15 protein-coding genes are annotated in these 18,470 nt (G+C 75.5%); 8 read left to right on the top strand and 7 right to left on the bottom strand.

All coding sequences use genetic code 11. From position 1 onward, the window contains the following. Positions 1 to 49: 49 nt before the first annotated feature. Entirely contained in the window at positions 50 to 592 is a 543-nt protein-coding gene (locus DWV08_RS15705) for a dihydrofolate reductase family protein (RefSeq protein WP_115414666.1), read from the bottom strand. Beyond that, positions 589 to 1,527, bottom strand: coding sequence for a helix-turn-helix transcriptional regulator (locus DWV08_RS15700; protein WP_115414665.1), 939 nt, complete (start codon positions 1,525 to 1,527; stop codon positions 589 to 591). The genes DWV08_RS15705 and DWV08_RS15700 overlap by 4 nt, the downstream gene beginning before the upstream one ends. A 146-nt stretch (positions 1,528 to 1,673) precedes the next feature. Here DWV08_RS15700 and upp point away from each other — a divergent pair, with 146 nt between their 5' ends. After that, complete coding sequence (gene upp / locus DWV08_RS15695) at positions 1,674 to 2,312, top strand: uracil phosphoribosyltransferase (RefSeq protein WP_115414664.1); 639 nt, start codon at positions 1,674 to 1,676, stop codon at positions 2,310 to 2,312. A 590-nt stretch (positions 2,313 to 2,902) separates the two neighbouring features. Then, positions 2,903 to 3,661, top strand: a complete 759-nt coding sequence (locus DWV08_RS15690; protein ID WP_115414663.1) for a winged helix-turn-helix domain-containing protein — start codon at positions 2,903 to 2,905, stop codon at positions 3,659 to 3,661. Between the two features lie 541 nt (positions 3,662 to 4,202). Here DWV08_RS15690 and DWV08_RS15685 read toward each other — a convergent pair. Then, entirely contained in the window at positions 4,203 to 4,994 is a 792-nt protein-coding gene (locus DWV08_RS15685) for a protein phosphatase 2C domain-containing protein (protein ID WP_115414662.1), read from the bottom strand. A gap of 119 nt (positions 4,995 to 5,113) precedes the next feature. Between DWV08_RS15685 and DWV08_RS15680 the strand changes: the two genes are divergently transcribed. The 4 genes from DWV08_RS15680 to DWV08_RS15665 all read left to right on the top strand — a co-directional run bounded on the left by DWV08_RS15680 (position 5,114) and on the right by DWV08_RS15665 (position 12,490). Next, positions 5,114 to 6,865: a MinD/ParA family ATP-binding protein gene (locus tag DWV08_RS15680; RefSeq protein WP_115414661.1), complete on the top strand. Its 1,752-nt coding sequence runs from the start codon at positions 5,114 to 5,116 to the stop codon at positions 6,863 to 6,865. Between the two features lie 111 nt (positions 6,866 to 6,976). Further along, positions 6,977 to 10,060, top strand: a complete 3,084-nt coding sequence (locus tag DWV08_RS15675; RefSeq protein ID WP_115414660.1) for a DEAD/DEAH box helicase — start codon at positions 6,977 to 6,979, stop codon at positions 10,058 to 10,060. Then, positions 10,057 to 10,908: an SWIM zinc finger family protein gene (locus DWV08_RS15670; RefSeq protein WP_115414659.1), complete on the top strand. Its 852-nt coding sequence runs from the start codon at positions 10,057 to 10,059 to the stop codon at positions 10,906 to 10,908. The genes DWV08_RS15675 and DWV08_RS15670 overlap by 4 nt, the downstream gene beginning before the upstream one ends. Before the next feature lie 28 nt (positions 10,909 to 10,936). Continuing rightward, entirely contained in the window at positions 10,937 to 12,490 is a 1,554-nt protein-coding gene (locus tag DWV08_RS15665; protein WP_115414658.1) for a serine hydrolase domain-containing protein, read from the top strand. A gap of 56 nt (positions 12,491 to 12,546) precedes the next feature. Here the strand turns inward: DWV08_RS15665 and DWV08_RS15660 are convergent, their stop codons facing one another. Then, positions 12,547 to 13,863, bottom strand: coding sequence for a serine/threonine-protein kinase (locus DWV08_RS15660; protein WP_115414657.1), 1,317 nt, complete (start codon positions 13,861 to 13,863; stop codon positions 12,547 to 12,549). Between the two features lie 83 nt (positions 13,864 to 13,946). On the opposite strand from DWV08_RS15660, the gene DWV08_RS15655 reads away from it, so the two are divergent. Together DWV08_RS15655 and DWV08_RS15650 are read left to right on the top strand one after the other, a co-directional pair. Next, a complete protein-coding gene (locus tag DWV08_RS15655) occupies positions 13,947 to 14,195 on the top strand; it encodes a hypothetical protein (protein WP_241237342.1) in 249 nt (82 codons plus the stop codon). A gap of 181 nt (positions 14,196 to 14,376) precedes the next feature. Beyond that, the gene (locus DWV08_RS15650) at positions 14,377 to 15,615 is read left to right on the top strand and encodes an alkaline phosphatase family protein (RefSeq protein WP_115414655.1); all 1,239 of its coding nucleotides are present in this window, start codon (positions 14,377 to 14,379) and stop codon (positions 15,613 to 15,615) included. A 37-nt stretch (positions 15,616 to 15,652) separates the two neighbouring features. Here DWV08_RS15650 and DWV08_RS15645 read toward each other — a convergent pair whose 3' ends face one another. The 3 genes from DWV08_RS15645 to DWV08_RS15635 are packed head-to-tail and all read right to left on the bottom strand — an operon-like array spanning position 15,653 to position 18,330. Continuing rightward, on the bottom strand, positions 15,653 to 16,231 hold the full coding sequence (locus DWV08_RS15645; RefSeq protein ID WP_115414654.1) for a hypothetical protein: 579 nt from the start codon (positions 16,229 to 16,231) through the stop codon (positions 15,653 to 15,655). 29 nt (positions 16,232 to 16,260) lie between these two features. Next, complete coding sequence (locus DWV08_RS15640) at positions 16,261 to 17,085, bottom strand: alpha/beta hydrolase fold domain-containing protein (protein WP_115414653.1); 825 nt, start codon at positions 17,083 to 17,085, stop codon at positions 16,261 to 16,263. 33 nt (positions 17,086 to 17,118) lie between these two features. Then, complete coding sequence (locus DWV08_RS15635) at positions 17,119 to 18,330, bottom strand: MFS transporter (protein WP_115414652.1); 1,212 nt, start codon at positions 18,328 to 18,330, stop codon at positions 17,119 to 17,121. Positions 18,331 to 18,470: the final 140 nt, after the last annotated feature.

The following is an 18,470-nucleotide window of genomic DNA, read 5'->3' as shown; positions in this document are numbered from 1 at the left end:
TCGCCCCGTCGGGTGCCGGCGGCGCCGGTCGGTCCCGCCCTCGCCGCGGTCAGCCCCGCGCGCCGAGCACCCGGTACCGCGCCTCGAGGAGCGCGCCGTTGGTGCCGTGGGCGAGCAGCTCCAGGTCGAGCTGGCCTCCCATCAGCGGCCGTCCTGCGCCGAGCGTCACCGGCGCGATCGAGACGAACACCTCGTCGAGCATGCCGGCGCGGGCGCATTCGGCGGCGAGGTCGCCGCCGCCGACGATCCACACGTCCTTGCCGTCGGCGGCCTCCTCGATCGCGGCGCGGTGCGCGGCGGGATCACCGGAGACGGCGGTGACGCCCTCGCGGGCAGGTTCCGGAGGGCGGTGGGTGAACAGGAACGTGGGCTGGGTGTACACCCAGGCCCCGTCCACCGTGCCGTCGTGCTCGAGCACCCAGTCGTAGGTGGTGCGGCCCGTGATGATCGCCCCCACCTCGGCGACGAAAGCGTCGTAGGGCAGGATGCTCTCCTCCCCCGTGGGCTGGGACAGCAGCCAGTCCAGGCTGTCGTGCTCGTCGGCGAGGAAGCCGTCCAGCGAGGTGGCGGTGTAGAAGCGGTAGCGGGTCATGGCTGGTCTCCTGTGCGTCGTCGGTGCCAGAGGATCGGGTCGGGGTCCAGGTGCGGCAGCCGCAGGTCCGCGCCGGCCTCGGCGAGCATCCAGCGCGCGAGCTGGCGGCGGTGGGTCGAGAACGTGAGCTCGTGGGCGACGATCTGCGAGAGCAGGAACGATTCGGGCGGCTCGCACAGCGCATCCACGATCGCGTCCTGCCAGGCCCCTCGACGCTCGACGTCCCGGACCATCGCGAGCCAGCACGGTGCGGTGAGGCGATGCCGCTCCCGGAGCGAGGCGGGGTCGTCGGGACCGCGGAGGTCCGGCTCCCCCTCGCCGGCGATGCTCGCCAGCCACGGCTCCCTGCTCACCACGAGATGGCGCATCACCTGGGTGAGCGTCTCGTCCGGTCCGTCGAACCCGCGCGGGCGGCTACCGGGCAGGCGCACCGCCCCGAGCGCCTCCTGCGGGAGCTCGGCGGCCACGGCGAGCAGCGCGTCGATGTCGTCGAGGTCGTGCTGGACGAGGAGCATCAGCGCGTCGCCGGAGGAGTGCTCATGGGCCCGGCCGGCGTCGATGTAGAGCGCGGTCGGGGAGTGGAAGTGGATGCCGTTCGGGGCGGGCAGCCAGTGACCGCGCTCCCCGCGGGAGGGGAGGTCCGACGGGGCGCAGCCGTACGCCCGGCGGAACGCGCGCGAGAACCCGTCCACGGAGTCGTACCCGGCGGCGAAGGCCGCATCGGTCACCGAGGTGCCGTGCTGCAGGGACCAGGCGGCCTGCTCGAGCCGCACCCGGCGGCGCATGGCCGAGGGGCTCTCCCCCGCACGGCGCCGCACCGTGCGCTGGAAGTGGAAGGGCGAGAGGTGGGCGTCGGCGGCCATCTCCTCGAGAGAGGCGCCGTCGGCCCGGAGCACCGCGTCGAGCAGCCTCCGCAGGGGGTCCGTGCCGGTCATGGCTCCAGTATCCGCATGCGCCCGGGGGCGCCGCCCGACCGAACTTGCGCATCCGGCCGTCGCCGCACCCGCACGGGGCCGTGAGCTTCCGCGCCCCGGGCCCGTTCGCATGGTCCGTGCCCGGGCCGCTCCGGTAGATTCCCCCCATGCGCGTTCTCGAGATCGACCACCCGCTCGTCGCCCACAAGCTGTCGGTGCTGCGCAATCGCGCCACCCACTCCTCCGTGTTCCGTCAGCTCGCCGATGAGCTGGTGACCCTGCTGGCCTACGAGGCGACCCGCAACGTCGCGGTCGCGCCCGTGCAGATCGAGACCCCGGTGACCACGATGACCGGCACGCGGCTGACGAATCCCAAGCCGATGGTGGTGCCGATCCTCCGGGCCGGGCTGGGCATGCTCGACGGGCTCACCCGCCTGCTGCCCACCGCGGAGGTGGGCTTCCTGGGCATGGTGCGCAACGACGAGACCCTCGAGGTGACCACCTACGCGAACCGCCTGCCGGACGACCTCTCCGGCCGCCAGTGCTTCGTGCTGGACCCGATGCTCGCCACCGGGCACACCCTCATCGCCTCCTGCGAGTACCTCCACGAGCGCGGCGCGAAGGACATCACCTGCGTGACCCTGCTGTGCGCGCCGGAGGGGCTGAAGGCCCTCGAGGAGCAGCTGGACCCCGCGATCGACCTCACCGTGGTGACCGCCGCGATCGACGAGAAGCTCGACGAGAAGGGCTACATCGTGCCCGGCCTGGGCGACGCGGGCGACCGCCTCTTCGGGGTCGTCGACTGATCGACGTGCTGGCGAGGCACGAGCCGGCAGGAGAACAGCCAGACAGCAGAGCCTGATCGACGTGCTGGCGAGGCACGAGCCGGCAGGAGAACAGCCAGACAGCAGAGCCTGATCGACGTGCTGGCGAGGCACGAGCCGGCAGGAGATCAGCCAGACAGCAGAGCCTGATCGACGTGCTGGCGAGGCACGAGCCGGCAGGAGAACAGCCGACGCACAGAGCCTGATCCGCTCTCGATGCCCCGTCGCCGTCCCGGAATGTGAACAGCCGCTTGCACCTCGGGACGGGACGGGGCATTCTCGTCCGCATGACCTCGATCGCCGCGCACCGCGAGACCGCCCCCCGGGTGGTCCGCTCCGCCATGCGCGCGATGATGTTCATGATGATGATGCCGATGATGCATCGTCAGCCGAGCCTCTGAGCGCTCACGACTCCCCCGAGGTCGGCTGACAGGAGCCGGCCGGAAGGCGCGGGCTCCAGGTGCCACCGGGAGCACACCCCTCCGGATCCGCCGCAGGCGTCGATCACCCAGGGATCCCGGGCCCACCGCCCGCCGCGCAGTCGCTGCGCCGCACCTCGGAGAACGCTCATCATGACCATCGCCCTGGATCGCCCCACCACCACGCACGAGTCCCGCACCGCCCCGCGCCCGCTGTACCGGGTGGGCGGCACCGCCCCCCGGCCGCGCCCCGCGGAGGAGGCCGTCACCATCACCGTCTCGGTCACGCTGCCCGCCGGCACCGGGGACGTCGAGGCCGCGCTGGTCGCCGACGAGCTGCGCACCCAGGCCCAGCGCCTGGTCACCACCCGCGACGGCCGCACCACCGTCTCGGTGCACAGCCCCAACACCTTCGCCGCCGCCGGCCGGTCCACCGCCCGCACCCTGCCGCCCCGCGGCCAGGGCGCCGCGGCGGTGAGCCCCCTGCGCCCCCGCCGCACCGGCGTGGTCTCCCCCAACTCGCCCGCCCGCCGGGACGCGGAGGCGGCGCGCCGCCGCGCGCTGCAGGCCACCGCGGTGAGCCCGTCGAGCCCGTCGGCCGCCCCCGCCGACGCCCTGGTGATCGACCTGTTCGGCCGCCGGGTGCGGATCGACGGGCAGGACGTGGACTTCACGTACAAGGAGTTCGAGCTGCTGGCGCAGCTGGCCCGCAGCGCCCGGCAGACCGTCTCCCGCACCGAGCTCATGGAGACCGTGTGGGCCGAGTCCCCCGAGGAGACCGGTGAGCGCACGGTGGACGTGCACGTGCGCCGGGTGCGCACGAAGCTGGGCCGCTACCGTCGGCTGATCTCGACGGTGCGCGGGGCGGGCTACCGCCTGGATCCCGGCAGCGACGTCGCCATCCTCTCCTGAGCCGGGCCGCGCCCCGCCGCCGCGGTCGGGCGGCGGGGCGCGGAAGGCCCCGGAACAGGACGAGCGGCCCGGAGCTCTCAGCCGACAGTGTCGGGGGCTCACGGACCGCTCGTCAGGCCTGTCGTCCGTCAGGGGTGGGTGCGGGCGAACAGGCTGGACGGGCTGCCGAAGGTGGGGGAACCTGGCATGGTGCCCGTCCGGCCGCTCCCCTTGAGGGGGGTCTTGGGGAACGGCACATCTATAAAATTTTCAACGGCTTTGCACTCGGAAGAGTATCAGGAGATCCATGGTGGCGTCCCCTCGGCCGTCGGGCCGCCGATCCCCGTGGGGGCTGGCGTCCTGAGATCGAGTGTAGGCCTTCCCGGGGGTGCTGTAAATGCGGCGACACACCGTGTTTTCGCAGGTAGCACCCAGGTTCCAAGACAGGTGCCATCGAGTCCCGAGCACGCCAACTCTTCGTCATGGAACGACAAAGCGCGCTGGCGAGGCCTGGGATTCCAGGGCTTCCGATGCCCAGTATGTCCGATTTCCACAGCCGGTGTCACCTCTCCGCACCACCCGGCCCGGCACCCTGCTCGCCCCACAGCTCCGGCAGGAGTGTGAGCACTGTCGCATCGTCGTGCACCTTGCGGGGCCGGCCCTCTTCGGGGAGGCGGCGCTCCGCGCGGCGGAGATCACGCAGCACGCCCTCCGGGTCCTCCCGCAGGGCGCGGGCGAGGCTGCCCGCATCGTGGAGGGCGAGCAGGTCGATCGCGCGGGTGACGCCGTCGGAGACCAGGTGCACGGCGCGCAGCGCGGCGAGGGGCGTGGACCCCGTCACCGCCTGCTGCGCCGCCTCGGGCTCGTGGCGGGCCACCCAGAAGCCGCCGGGCGCGTTGCGGCGCGCCTCGATCGCCTCCGCGGTGCGCTCGACGCGCACCACCTGCTCAATTCGCTCGTCGGTGAGCCGCTCCACCCGGCCGCCCCTCCGCTCCAGCAGCAGCGACGAGTCGCACAGCACCAGGTGCTCGAGCTCCTCCCCGCCCACGCGCACCATCACCACCGTCGCGGAGGGGCCGCCGCGCTCCAGCGCGCACTCGTGCGCGTGGAGGTCGCGCACCTCGGCGATCCCCCGGGCGAGCACGGCGGACAGCGGCAGGCCGTCGTCCTGGGCATGCCGCAGCAGGCGGGCGGCGAGGGCGTGCGAGTACCAGGCCACGGAGTGGTGGCAGCCAGCGCGGAAGCGGGCGGGAACGCCGGCGCCGTCGAGCACCACGGCGACCCGTCCCAGCACCCCGGCGGCGTCCTCGTTCGGGTCGTCGCCCGCCCGGGCGCTCCATCCGCTGGTGTGCACGCCGCCACTGTAGGCGGGACGGGTGGCGGCCCGCGGGCCGAGCGCCCGTAGAGTGGTCCCGGACCATGTCGCGACCCTCCCGCGGGCGCCGCGACGACCAGGACGCGGAAGGATGCCAGATGATCGCGCAGGCGCGGATCACCTCCGACACGACGGCCACCGTGCATCTCGCCGAGGAGACCGTCGAGGTCTCCGGGGCCGATCTGCAGGAGATCCGGGACCGGGTGAAGCAGGTCTTCATCACTGCGGCGCGCGCCGCGGAGCAGGATCTCGACGTGGTGATCGTCGAACCGGACGTGCGCCACCCCCTGCGGGTGGAGCCCAGCGGCCGCATCACCGGCCGAGACACGGACGACCGCCCCGTCCACGGGCCGGGCCTCGACGCCCCGCTGATCCCGCCGCGCGCCGAGGCGGCGGCCCGCCCGCTGCGTCCGCACAGCACCGGCCAGCACGCGGCCATCACCACCCCCGTCACCGGCGAGCACGGCGCGATCGGCTCCCCGGCCGCCGAGGAGGGGCCGGCCGTGCGCTCGCACCGGGCGCGCCGTCGGCGCGCGGCGACCCGTCCGCCGGCCCCGCCGGAGGGCACGTCGGCGCCGCAGAACGCCGGGGCGCCGCTGTCCCCGGCGGCGGCACCGTCCCCGTCGGCCGCTCCTGCGAGGCCGGCCGCGTCCGCCATGTCCGCTCCGTCGGCCTCCTCCGCCCCGTCGGCTGCGTCGGCGGCGTCTGCTGCGTCCGCTCCCTCGGCCTCCTCCGCCGCGTCCGCACCGTCGGCGGTCTCGGCCCCGTCGGCACCCTCCGCCTCCTCGGCCCCCTCGGCCGGTCCTGCACCGGCGGCGTCCACGGCCGACGCCGCCCCGGTGCCCTCGCCGGAGCCCGAGCAGCTCACCACGAAGCGGCCGCTGCCTGCGCGCACTGTCCCGGAGAAGGACTCCTCGCGCCCCACCCTGAAGGATCTCCAGACCTCCACCGCGAAGCGGGAGAAGGTCAAGGCCACCCGCGGCCTGCCGGGCCTGATCACCACGCTCACCGGCGGGCTCATCGCCCCGCGGCCGGGCCGCCGGGAGCGCCGTGAGACCGAGCGCCTGGAGCGGATCCGCCGGCCGCTGGACGGGCCGCGCAACGTCGCGGTGGTGAACCTCAAGGGCGGGGCGCACAAGACCACCGCCTCGCTGATGATCGCGGCGACCCTCGGCGTGACCCGCGGCGGCAACGTGCTGGCCTGGGACAACAACGAGACCCGCGGCACCTTGGGCTGGCGCGGCATCCCCACCGACCATCACCGCACCGCAGTGGACCTGCTGCACGACATCGACCGGCTGCGCGCCCCCGGCGCCTCCAACGCGGATCTCGACCCGTACGTGCGCCAGCAGGGCGAGATGCGCTTCGACATCCTCGCCTCCGACGAGGACCCAGGCTCCGCCGCCTCGATCGACGCGGCGGCCTTCGGCGAGCTCAACGACGCCCTCTCGCGCTTCTACCGGATCAAGGTGATCGACACCGGCAACAACGTGCGCGCCTCGAACTGGCTGGCGGCGGTGGAGGAGGCCGATCAGCTGGTGATCGTCTCCACCGTGCGCGAGGACACCTTCAACGCGGCGGCCTGGATGATCGACGAGCTGCGGGCCACGGGCCTGGCCGCGCAGGTCGACAACGCGGTGACCGTGCTGTCCCACTCCTCGAAGGGGAAGCTCGACTCGACGCTGCGCTCCCGCCTGGTCGCGCACTTCGGGGCGCACACCCGCGCGGTCACCGAGGTGCCCTACGAGCAGCAGTTCGTGGACGGCTCCCACCTGAACTGGGCCCGGGTCTCGCCGAAGACGAAGGAGGCGTGGCTGGACGCCACCGCGCTGATCATCGACGGGCTGTGAGGGGCCGCGACCCGCACCGGACCGGCCCGCACTGCCCCTCCCCCGCCACGCGTCGTCCACCGCGACGCGCGCACGGCGGGGACCGTCGGCCCCGGCACCTAGTCTGATCCCATGCCCGTGCGCCGCCTCCACCTCGTGCTCGACGAGGATCTCGGCCCCGCCCTGTGGGTGCGCGAGCAGACCGGGCCGGGCCGCTCGCGCGCGCTCGAGGACCTCTCCGGCCTGCGACGGGACGCCGGCGACGCCGTCGCCGAGGCCCTCGCCGCCGCCCCCGACCAGCTGCGCCACCGGATCCGGGTGCCGGGCCGTGACGGGGACCGCCGGGTGCCCGCGCTCCCGCTCGAGGGCGAGGTGCTCACCGGGGTGGTGGGTGCCGCCACCGCCGTGCTCGCGGAGCGCTTCGGCGCGGAGCTGCCGGACCACCTCGCCGATCTGATCGCCGAGGGGGCCGCGGTGCGCCTGCAGGAGGAGCTCATCGCGATGCCGGACCTGGTCACCGCGATGGTGCTGGACCTGCGCGCCCAGGAGCTGGTGGGGCTGCGGCAGCTGCGGGCCCGGGCCGCGGAGCGGTACGGCCGTGCGCTCATGCAGTGGCGCGCGCCCCAGCAGGACGCTCCGCCGCTGCTGCACGCCCTGGTGGATGCCCACGCCCGCGCCGCCTTCGCCGCCCACCTGCGCGCCGACCCCTCCCCCGCCGCGGACCCGCTGGGCGTGCTGTGGGCACTGGCCGACGAGGGCGAGCTGCGCGCCGATCTGCCCACCCGGCGCCGCCTCACCGCCGCCTTCGACGCCTACGTGGACTCGGGCCGGGCGGGGGTGCGGCTCGGCGCCGGGGACAGCGAGGTGGTGGTGCGCCTGTTCCCGCCGCCCGTGGGCACCGCCTGGCCCTTGCAGACCTGCCTGCGGGAGGCCGACGGGACCGTGCATCCCGTCGCGGATCTCCGCGCCGTCGGCGACCTCACCCCGGCCGGCGCGGCCGAGGCCTCCGCCGCGGTGATGCGGCTCGCGCCCACGGTGCGGGACGCGGCCGTGGACGAGACCGGCGTGGACTGGCTGCTCACCACCGCCGAAGCCTCCGAGTTCCTCGCCCGGGACACCCCCGCCCTCGAGGAGGCGGGGGTGACGGTGCTGCTGCCCCGCGACTGGACCACGCAGAAGACCACCCTGCGCCCGCAGGAGGTCGAGGAGGAGCCGGGCGAGCGCTCCGGCTCCGGGGTGGGCCTCGGGGCGGTGGTCTCCTTCCGCTGGCGCGTGGCGGTGGGCGAGACCGAGCTCACCGAGGAGGAGATGGAGGAGATCCGCGAGGCGCAGTCCGAGCTGGTGCGCCTGCGCGGGCAGTGGGTGCGGCTGGACGCCACCACGCTGCGCGCCGCGGAGCGCTTCCTGGACTCCTTCGGGGCGCGCACCCGCCAGGACCGCCGGCAGGCCCGGCCCGGGCCCGCCGGCGCGGTGGACCGCGCACCGGGCACCCCGCCGGTGCTGCCCCCGTTCCCGGGGCACGTGCCGCCCACCACGCCCGAGCCGCAGGCGGCCCCGTCGGCTCCCGCGGAGGTGGAGGGCCTGGCCCCGTGGGCGGAGATGTTCTCGCTGATCCTCTCCCCGGAGGCGGCGGACGTCGACTTCGGGCTCTCGGCCCTGCTCTCCGGCGGCGAGAACGGGCTGGCACGGCTGATGCCCGGCGGGTCTGGCGCACCCCACCACCCGCAGCCCGGCACCCTGCAGGCCACCCTGCGCCCCTACCAGCTGGACGGCCTGAACTGGCTGTGGGCGCTGGACCGCCAGCACCTGGGCGGGATCCTCGCCGACGACATGGGCCTGGGCAAGACGATGCAGGTGCTCGCCCTGCTGTGCCGGGAGCGGGAGGGCCTGGACGGCGAGGGGCCGCAGCGGGTGGGCCCCACCCTGCTGGTGTGCCCGATGTCGGTGGTGGGCGCCTGGCAGCGGGAGGCGGCGCGCTTCGCCCCGCACCTGGCCGTGCACGTCCACCACGGCGGCGACCGGGTGCGGGACGCCTCCTTCGTGGACGGCGCGGCGGATCTCGATCTCGTGATCACCACCTACTCGCTGCTGGCCCGCGATCTGCCGGTGCTCTCGGCCACCACCTGGCACCGGCTCGTGTTCGACGAGGCGCAGCACGTGAAGACCCCCGGCACGCAGGTGACCCGCGCCGCCCGCTCGCTGCAGGCCGCGCACCGCCTCGCCCTCACCGGCACCCCCGTGGAGAACCGCCTGGCGGACCTCCACTCCCTCATGGAGGTGGTCAACCCCGGCCTGCTGGGCAGCGCCGCAAGCTTCCAGGAGCGGATCGCCACCCCCATCGAGGAGGAGGGCCACGGCGGCGCGATCACCCGCCTGAAGCTCGTCACCGGCCCGTTCATCCTGCGCCGTCTGAAGACCGACCGCACGATCATCTCCGACCTGCCGGAGAAGATCGAGCTCAGCCGCGTGGTGAACCTGACCCCGGAGCAGGCCGGGCTCTACGAGGCGATCGTGGACGAGCTGCGCGTCTCGCTCGACGGCGCCGAGGCGGCGCAGCGCCGCACCCTGGTGGTCTCCGCCATCACGCGGCTCAAGCAGGTGTGCAACCATCCCGCGCACTATCTGGGCGACGGCTCCGCCCTGGTGCGGGAGGGCGAGCACCGTTCCGGGAAGCTGGAGATGGTGGACGGCCTGCTGCGCACCGCCTTCGAGGAGGGGCACCGGGTGCTCGTGTTCACCCAGTTCACCGCCTTCGGGCGCCTGCTGGTGCCGCACTGGGCCGAACGCTTCGCCGATCTGGGCGTGACCTCGGTGCCCTTCCTGCACGGCGGGGTCTCCAAACGGGACCGGGACAAGATGGTCGAGGAGTTCCAGCAGCATCGCGACCGGCCCGGGGTGATGCTGCTGAGCCTGCGCGCCGGCGGCACCGGTCTCACTCTCACCGCCGCGAACCACGTGGTGCACCTGGACCGCTGGTGGAACCCGGCGGTGGAGAACCAGGCCACCGACCGCGCCTTCCGCATCGGCCAGCGCCGCGACGTCACCGTGAACACCCTGGTGAGCGCGGGCACCGTGGAGGAGAAGATCGATCGGGTGCTGGAGGACAAGCAGGCTCTCGCGGAGCTCACCGTCGGCGCCGGGGAGGACTGGCTGGCCCAGCTCGACGACGAGCACCTGTTCGACCTGCTCTCCCTCGACGAGGAGGACGACTCATGAGCATCACGCTGCGCTCCCGCCGCGGGCAGGTGGGCGAGGGCTGGCACGCCGTCGCGCTGCGCGACGGCGCGGAGCGGCTGCTGGGCCCGGCACGGGTGCGCCGCGGGCGGGCCGACGCCCGGGCGGGCCGGGTGCAGTGGCTCGACGTCGCCGAGGGGGTGGCCCGCGGGGACGTGCGCGACCCCGACGGTGCGCTGCACCAGGCCCGCCTGGAGCTGCCCGCCTTCCGCCCCGACGACCGGCGGGCCGTGCTCGCCGTGGCCCACGCGCACCCGGAGCTGCCGGCGCGGCTGGCCGCCGGCGAGTACCCGCAGCGGATCGAGGCCGAGCTCGCCGTCTCCGAGATCTCCCTGCTGCCGCGCGACGCCTCCGAGCTCTCCCACGACTGCTCCTGCCTGGACTGGCCGGGCCCCTGCCGCCACGTCTCCGCTCTGCTGTACGTCCTGGTCGAGGCGGTGGACGAGCATCCCGTGCACCTGCTCACCCTGCGCGGCCTCACCCTCGCGGACCTGGTGCCGCCGCGCGCGACGGCGCAGGAGCCGGGCGCGGCGGAGTCCCGAGGCCGCGCCGGCGCCGCGACGGTCGCGTCGGCTGCGACCGCTGCGGAGAGCCCGGAGGGGACGGGAGACCCCGACGGCGCGCAGGGGCAGGAGCGAGCAGCGGGCGCGGACGGGCCGGAGACACTGGACGGGCCGGACGCCCCGGACGGGCCGGACGGGGCCGACGAGGAGCACCGCGCGCCGACGGGACTGGTGGACCCGGCGCGCGCCGATCCGAGCCACCTCGCGGCGGTGGTGGGCGAGGAGGCGGCGGCGCTGCTGCACCGCTTCTACACCTCGTCCTCCTGACCTTCCACCAGCCCCTACAGTGGCAGGCATGCCTGAGACCAGCGCCCACTCCCCCGTGATCCCGCCCGCCGTGCTCGCCTCCGTGGCGGCCCTGTTCGAGACCGCCGTGGCCGAGCACCGCACGGCCGGGATCACCTGGGCGGTGATCGGCGGCCACGCCCACGAGCAGGCCGTGCTGGGGCACGGCGCGGCCGGGCACCGCGCGCTGCGCGACGGCGCCCCGGCGGAGGGCGCGGCGCCGATGGACCGCGCCACGGTCTCCCGCATCGCCTCGATGACGAAGTCGTTCACCGCCGCGACCGTGCTGGCGCTGCGGGACGAGGGCCGGCTGCGGTTGGACGACCCGGTCTCCGCGCACGTGCCCGAGGCCGCCGGCGCCTTCGACCTCGCTGGCGACGAGCGCGAGCCCACCCTCCGCCAGCTGCTCACGATGAGCGCGGGCCTGGTCACCGACAACCCGTGGGGAGACCGCCAGGAGGCGATGACCCGGGAGGAGTTCGCGGCCACGCTGCGCGGCGGCCTCTCCCACGTGCACCGCGTGGGCACCGGCTTCGAGTACTCCAACACCGGCTACGCCCTGCTGGGGCGCGTGATCGACGAGGTCACCGGCGGCGACTACACCCGCGAGATCCACCGCCGCTTCCTGGCCCCGCTGGGGCTCGAGGACACCGGCTGGAGCGCGGAGGAGATCGACACCGCCCGCCTGGCCACCGGGCACCGCCTCGCGGACCGCACCGACGCCACCCGCTTCGAACAGGTGCCGCTGGACTCCCCCGGCGTGTACGGCGCGATGGCGGGGCTGTTCTCCACCGTGGACGACGTGGCCCGCTGGGTGCGCTTCCTCGCCGCGGCCGACGCCCCGGACACCGCCGACCGCCCGCAGGGGCCGCTGGCCACCGCCTCCCGCCGCGAGATGCAGCAGCTGCACCGCCACCAGCCGCTCGCCGCCCTGCCCGTCGACCCCGAGGACCCGGCCGGCACCTCCCCCGGCTTCGACCGGGTGCGAGGCTACGGCCTGGGCCTGGTGGTGGAGCACTTCCCGGATCTGGGCGAGGTGATCTCCCATTCCGGCGGCTACCCCGGCTACGGCTCCTTCATGGTGTGGCACCGCGACTCGGGCGTGGGCGTGGTGGCGCTGGCGAACTCGAAGTACGCCCCGGCGACGCCGCTGTCGATGCAGGCCCTGCGGCTGCTGCAGCGCGAGGTGCCGGGCCTGCTGGCCCGTCGCGGCCCCGAGGCCGCGCCCCGCACCCTCGCGGCCGCCGACGCGGCGCTGTCCTGGTTGGCCCGCGAGGACGACGCGGTGGCGGATGCGTGGTTCGCCGACTCCATGGAGCTGGACGTCTCGCGCCCCGAGCGCCGCCGCCGGCTCGCCGCCGCCCTGCGCACCGCGGGCCTCGAGCGCTCCGATCTCGCCCAGCTCGAGGCCGGCCGCGCCGAGGTGCTCAGCCCGGCACGCCTGCGCTGGACCGTGCCCGGTCGCGGCGCGGGCGCGCCGAACCTGCGGATCGAGCTGCTGATGGATCCGCGCCGCGAGGCCGCGATCCAGTCGCTGGACACCCTCGCGGTCACCGCGGGCTGACCGCCCCGCGGGGCGTCACCGCCCCGTGAGAGCGGCGCCCAGCGCGGCCGGCGAGATCAGCGCCGGGCGGTGTCCGCGTCGCTCGAGACGTCGCCGCCGTCGTCCGCCGGGGTCGCCGTCCAGGCGGCGGCCGTCGCGGGGGTGTCGCGCCCGGCCGCGGTCCCGTCCAGCGGGCCGGAGGCGGTGGCGCCGTCGAACACGAGCAGCAGCACCACGGCGGCGAGCGCCCCGAGCACCAGGGCGGTGCCCGCGCCGAGCGCGATCGCGATCAGGGTGCCGCGGCGGGCGGAGTCCTGCGCGGGGGCGGCGCCCGTGGTCGTGGTGGGGGGATGCGGGGAGAACGGGGCACCCTGCGGCGGGTGCGAGGTGCCCGCGTGCGGCGGCCGCGGGCCCGTCAGCGGAGAGGCGGAGGTGGCGGAGGCGGTGGGCGGGCTGAACGCCTGCTGCACCCGCCCGGCGCGGATCGCCTCCATCGTCGGGCCCGAGTGCTCGGCGGGGCGCTCCGGCCTGCTCGCCCCCGGGGCGCCGGGCGGCAGCGCCGGCAGGGTGTCCTGGAAGCTGAGCGGGGTGCCGTCGGCGTGCGTGAGCGGGTACCCGGCGGGGACCCGGGGCAGGTCGCGGCGCACCGCGGCGGCGTCCTGGTAGCGGTCCTCGGGCTGCGCGGCCACCAGACGACGGATCACGGCGGAGAGCTTCGGGGTGACCCCGCGCAGGTGCTGGTTCAGCTCCTCGGGGCGGAAGGAGCCGTCGCGCAGCGTCAGCGGGCCGTTCAGCGCCACCATCGCCACCACCCCGGCGGCGTACAGATCGTGGGAGGGTGCCGGCTCGGCCATCGAGAACAGCTCCGGGGCCATGTACCCGGGGGTGCCGTTGACCATGCCCACGTGGGTGAAGCGCACGTCCGTCTCGTGCACCGCGATCCCGAAGTCCGCCAGGCGGGAGGCGGGCCACGCCGTGCCCCGCGGCTCGAACATGATGTTCGCCGGCTTCACGTCGCGGTGGATCCAGCCCTCCGCGTGCACGTGCGCGAGCCCGTCCAGCAGCTGGTCGAGGAGCACCACCACGGCGGGCTCCGCGATCCGGCCGTGGGCCCGCACCACCGATTCGAGGGTGCCGCCGGAGACCAGCGGCATCGCGATGACGACGTGCTCGTCCTCCGCGCCCCAGCCGTAGGGGGTGAGCAGGTGCGGGTGGTCGAAGCTGACCCCCTTCTCCCGCACGAAGCGCATGAGGTCCGCGGAGTCGCGCTGACGCAGCACCTTCGCGGCGCACAGCCGCTCGGTCTTCGAGTCCCAGGCGCGCCAGACGGACCCGGAACCGCCCTTGGCGATCAGGTCGATGAGCGCGAAGCGCCCGACAATCACGTCAGTCATGGTCCGGCCAGCATAACGTCAGGCCGTGCGGCGACGTTATGCTGGGGAGCGACTGTGCACACCGCGGCCGGGAGGGGGCTCACGTGGACGGGACGTTCTGGGACCCGGTCCCGTTCTCGTGGCCGGTGCTGCTGCTCCTCCTCGCCGCCTGCCTGCTGCTCACCGTCGGCGTGATGGTGTGGACGGCGCTGCAGCCCGAGGAGCCCGAGGTGGACAGCGCCGCGCTGGTGGACCGCTCCACCCGTCGCGACCAGGACGCCGCCCGCACGATCCGGCGCCGGCTCGACGCCGACGCCGGGCGGGCCGACGCCGCCGAACCCGAGCTGCGCTGACCCCGCCCGTCCGCCGCGCCGGAATGTCCGATTCCGTCCCAGGTGCGGCGGGGATTCGCCCGTCGGGGCACACCCGGAGTTCACCCGGCGGTTCCCCGATGCTCACCGCGCCCTCCCACCTCGGCCAGACACGGCTCCTACGGTGCCGGGACCACGTCCCCCACCCTCGAGGAGGCGCGCCATGAGCGCCGGCCGCACCCTGCTCCTGGCCGTCGACGGACTCGCCGCGGAGGACGTCGGTGCGCTGCGGGGGCTGATGCCCGCCGCCCACACCCTGCGGATCCTGCCCGGCGGCCCCTCCGAGCCCGATCCGGTGCTGACCAGCCTGGTCACCGGCACGTCGGTGGCGCGCGCGGGCGTCCCCACCCAGGAGCGGTTCCGCCCCGAGGATCCCGACGACCGCGCCGCCTGGTACGCCGAGGACCTCCGCGCCCCCACCCTGCTCTCGCGCGCCCAGCAGGCGGGCCTGCGCACGGCGGCGCTGCAGTGGCCGGCCACGGCGGGCGGCGACATCGCGCTGTGCCTGCCGCTGGTGGAGGACCTGCGCCGCTACCGGCACCGCTGGGAGATGGCCGAGCGCACCAGCTCGCCGCGGATGGTCGCCGAGCACCTCGCCCCGCGGCGGGAGGCCGGGGTGCAGCTCTCCCAGGTGGACCCGGACGACCTGGTCACCGAGATCGCGGTGGACGCGCTGGGACGGGAGCGCCTGGAGCTGCTCGCCGCCCGCCTGGCCGGGCCGGGCCGGGCCCGGCGGCGCGCGGGGATCGCCGATCCGGAGGCCGAGCGCGCGCTGGAGGACGTGGAGGATTTGATCGATCAGCTGCTCACGGCGTTCGCCCCCACCGCGGAGGACAGGGTGCTGCTGGTGCCGGGGCGCCCCCTGGTGCCCACCCGGGTGCTGGTCCATCCCAACGTCGCGCTCGCCGCGCGGGCGCTGCTGCGCACCGACGGGCCGCGCCTGGCGAGCTTCCGCGCGGTGGTGCGGCCCGACGGGTCCCGCGGCGTGGTCCACGTGCGCCGGGAGGAGGGCGCGGGCGTGCGGGCGGCCGTGCTCGCCGCGCTCACGGCCTTCGGGGACAGCGCCCCCGTGCAGCTGCGCACGGTCGACGACGGCGAGGGCGCCACCCCGCACACCGACGTGATCGCCGTGCTCGAGGGCGAGCCCGGCACCGTGTTCGGGCTGTCCGCGACCGCCCGGCCGCTGGTCCCCGGCGACGACCCGTACTCCGCCGGGCCGCGGGCCGTCGCGGATCCGGCCGCGGAGTCGGCGGTGCTCGCCCAGGGGCCCGGACTGCCGCCCGCGGCCGCGGAGGGATCCTGGGCGGATCTGGGGGTCTCCCTCGCCGCGGCGCTCGGCGTGGACCTGCCGGGAGCGACCGCGGCCGGGATGCACGCGCCCGCGGCCACGGCCTCGGCCTGAGACGTCGGCGACGCCGAGGGGCGGGCCCCCGGCGCTGTCAGCGCAGCGCGCGGGGGCGGCCCCGCACGGCGCTGCGCACCCGGGCCCGCAGCCGACCCAGCAGGCTGGGCGGCGGTGCGGACAGCCGGTCCCGGAGATCCTCCAGGGCGGGCGCGTGATGGCGGATGTGGAACGCGCCCCCGTGGAGGGCGGGGTGCGTGCCGTCCGCGATCTCCTGCGGCGCCACCTCGGCGTGGAGCAGCATCATCACGCGGCGGGTGCCGTCGGCGTCGGAGACCATCTCCAGCGAGTCCACCGGCGCGCCCAGATCGGCACGGAGCTCGTCGCGGAGCTGCGCGAGGGCGGCGTCGAGGCGGGCGGAGACGGCGGGGTCCGCGCGCACGGAGCGCCCGATCGGCACCACCACCAGGTTCCCGCCCACGTCCACGATCGCGTCCATCGACTCGTGCACGCCCACCTCGCGGCCGTGCTCGCGGAGGGTGAGCTGCTGGAGCACCAGGCGCAGCACGCCGGTGGAGGCCTGGACCACGAGCAGATCCCGGATCGTGCCGACGGCCGAGGAGGTGCCGTCCCAGGTGACGTGGCCGCTGCTGCCGGCCGACTCGACGGAGGTCATGGTGGATACGGTAGCGCCGTGACCCGGGATCAGTGCGGGTGGTCCGCCGCGGCCCCGAGCCCCATCCGGGTGCGGGCGGCGGCGATCAGCGCACGGCGCGCCTGCTGCGTCGCGGGCCCCTGCGCGTCGGTCGCGACCGCGTCCCCACCGCCGGGGATCTCCACCAGCTCGCGGGTGGCGCCGGCGGCAACCAGCGCCGCGTCCAGGGCGAGGGAGTCCTCGCGCAGCGCCTCCTGCGCACCCACCACGGTGTGCACCGGCGGCAGGGCGGCCAGCTCCCCGAACCGAGGGCTGAGGCGCGGCTCGGAGCGGGGCACGGCGCCGGCGTACAGCCGGGCGGCGGTGGTGCGCAGCTCGTGGGCGGGGTCCTCGCGGGTGAGGTCCGTCCAGGGCGAGGCGAGCAGCACCGCGGCGGGGGCGTCCACCCCGGAGGCGGCGAGCACCTGCGCCACGGCGAGCGCGAGCCCGCCGCCGGCCTCGTCGCCGGAGAGCACCCAGCGCCCCGGCCGCAGCACGGCCTGCGAGGACAGCTCCTCCAGCACATGCAGCACGTCCTCGACCGCGGCGGGGAACGGATGGCGCGGCGCGAGACGGTAGTGGACCATCGCCCCGGCGGCGCCGGTGCGGCGGGCGAGCTCCTCGACGAGGTCCCAGGTGCGCGGGCTCTCCCCGGCCACGTACGCCCCGCCGTGGAGGTGCACGATCGTGGCGGTGCTGGCCAGCTCGGCGTCGATCCAGGTGACGGGCACGCCGCCGGGGCGCCGACGCTGCACGCGGGCGGGAGCGGCGACGGCGCGAGGGGGCAGGGACGGCCGCTGGGAGGCCAGGATGCGCAACGTGCGGACGAGGCTCATGGCGGCATCATCCCACGGATCCCGGGCCACGGATCAGTCGGCGATCTCCTGATCGACCAGCCGGGGCAGGCTCGCGCGATACCCGGCTACGGCCAGCAGCGCGCCGGTGCCGGCGAGAAACCACAGCACCGCGGCGGAGGAGCCGGTCGCGCCCAGCAGCGCGCCGGCGGCCACCGGACCGAGCGCCGCCAGCAGGTAGCCCACCGGCTGCACCGTGCCGGAGAGCCGGGCGGTGACCAGCGGGGAGCGGGTGCGGGCGGGCAGCAGGGCGATCGCCGTGGGGAAGGCGAAGCCGCCCACGCCTAGCACGCACGCCCACAGCAGCGGGCTCACCGTGGGCGCGAGCAGCAGGCCCAGGTAGCCGGTCGCGGTGAGCACCCCGAACCCGGCCACGAGCCACCGCAGTCCGGGCATCCTCGCGATCACGGTGGGCATCACCAGCCCGCCCACCAGGCCCCAGCCGGCGATCACCGCGACCAGCGCCCCGGCCCGCGCGGGCGAGATGCCGGCCTCGGTGAGGATCTGCGGCAGCATCCCGAACTGGGTGTACGCGTTCAGGGACTGCAGGGAGAACATCAGCGTGAGCGCGACCGCGGTGGGCGAGCGCAGCAGCGAGCCTCCCAGCTCGCCGCGCGGCGGGGCGGGCGGGAAGTCGTGCCCGGTGCGGGTGAGCACCACCGCCCACACCACCACCGGCACCACCACCACGAGCCCCCACACCTGCAGCGAATCCCGCCACCCCTGGGCGGCGCCGCCCGCCATCGGCACGGCGAGCGCCGAGCCGGCCGAGCCGCCGAGCGCGAGGACCACGCTGTACAGCGTCATCAGTCCCACGGTGCGGGCCCCGCCGTGGAGCTTGATCCACGCCGGCACCACCACGTTCCCCAGCGCCGGCCCCAGCAGGGCGAGCCCCGACAGCGCCACGAACAGCGTGAAGGACCCGGCCAGGGGGCGCAGCAGCAGGCCCAGCGCGACCAGCACGAAGGCGGCCACGATCGTGCCGGTGAGCCCGAAGCGGCGCGCGATCGGGACCGCGAGCAGTCCCATCGCCCCGAAGGCCAGCGGCGGCAGCGCCGTGAGCAGTCCCGAGGCGATCGCGCCCTGGCCGTAGGAGGTGACCACCTGTTCCATCAGCGGGCCCACGCTGGTGGCGCCGGGTCGCAGATTGAGGCTGAGCACGAGCACCGCGACGATCAGGAGCAGGAGCCCGAGCGGCCGCGTGCGGGGTGCGGAGGAGGTGGTCACCGCTCCCTTCTACCGCCGAGGCGGGGGCGGGGCCAGAGGATGACTCTCTTCTCACGTCGGCCCGGCGCCCGTGGCGGCCCGGGCGCGGGGCGGGAGGCCTACGCTGGTGCGCGGCCCGCCCCGACCTCCTCCCCGACGGT

The organism is Brachybacterium saurashtrense (assembly GCF_003355475.1).
Lineage (GTDB): Bacteria > Actinomycetota > Actinomycetes > Actinomycetales > Dermabacteraceae > Brachybacterium > Brachybacterium saurashtrense.
Note: the sequence above shows the minus strand (reverse complement) of the source record. Positions and strands in the feature narration are given on the sequence as shown.

Bases quoted from the DNA above. Each gene is read 5' to 3' on its own strand.
- DWV08_RS15650 (WP_115414655.1), top strand. From the start codon at position 14,377: ATGAGCGCCGGCCGCACCCTGCTCCTGGCCGTCGACGGACTCGCCGCG.
- DWV08_RS15690 (WP_115414663.1), top strand. From the start codon at position 2,903: ATGACCATCGCCCTGGATCGCCCCACCACCACGCACGAGTCCCGCACC.
- DWV08_RS15670 (WP_115414659.1), top strand. From the start codon at position 10,057: ATGAGCATCACGCTGCGCTCCCGCCGCGGGCAGGTGGGCGAGGGCTGG.
- DWV08_RS15680 (WP_115414661.1), top strand. From the start codon at position 5,114: ATGATCGCGCAGGCGCGGATCACCTCCGACACGACGGCCACCGTGCAT.
- DWV08_RS15700 (WP_115414665.1), bottom strand. From the start codon at position 1,527: ATGACCGGCACGGACCCCCTGCGGAGGCTGCTCGACGCGGTGCTCCGG.
- upp (WP_115414664.1), top strand. From the start codon at position 1,674: ATGCGCGTTCTCGAGATCGACCACCCGCTCGTCGCCCACAAGCTGTCG.
- DWV08_RS15705 (WP_115414666.1), bottom strand. From the start codon at position 592: ATGACCCGCTACCGCTTCTACACCGCCACCTCGCTGGACGGCTTCCTC.
- DWV08_RS15675 (WP_115414660.1), top strand. From the start codon at position 6,977: ATGCCCGTGCGCCGCCTCCACCTCGTGCTCGACGAGGATCTCGGCCCC.
- DWV08_RS15660 (WP_115414657.1), bottom strand. From the start codon at position 13,863: ATGACTGACGTGATTGTCGGGCGCTTCGCGCTCATCGACCTGATCGCC.
- DWV08_RS15645 (WP_115414654.1), bottom strand. From the start codon at position 16,231: ATGACCTCCGTCGAGTCGGCCGGCAGCAGCGGCCACGTCACCTGGGAC.
- DWV08_RS15640 (WP_115414653.1), bottom strand. From the start codon at position 17,085: ATGAGCCTCGTCCGCACGTTGCGCATCCTGGCCTCCCAGCGGCCGTCC.
- DWV08_RS15665 (WP_115414658.1), top strand. From the start codon at position 10,937: ATGCCTGAGACCAGCGCCCACTCCCCCGTGATCCCGCCCGCCGTGCTC.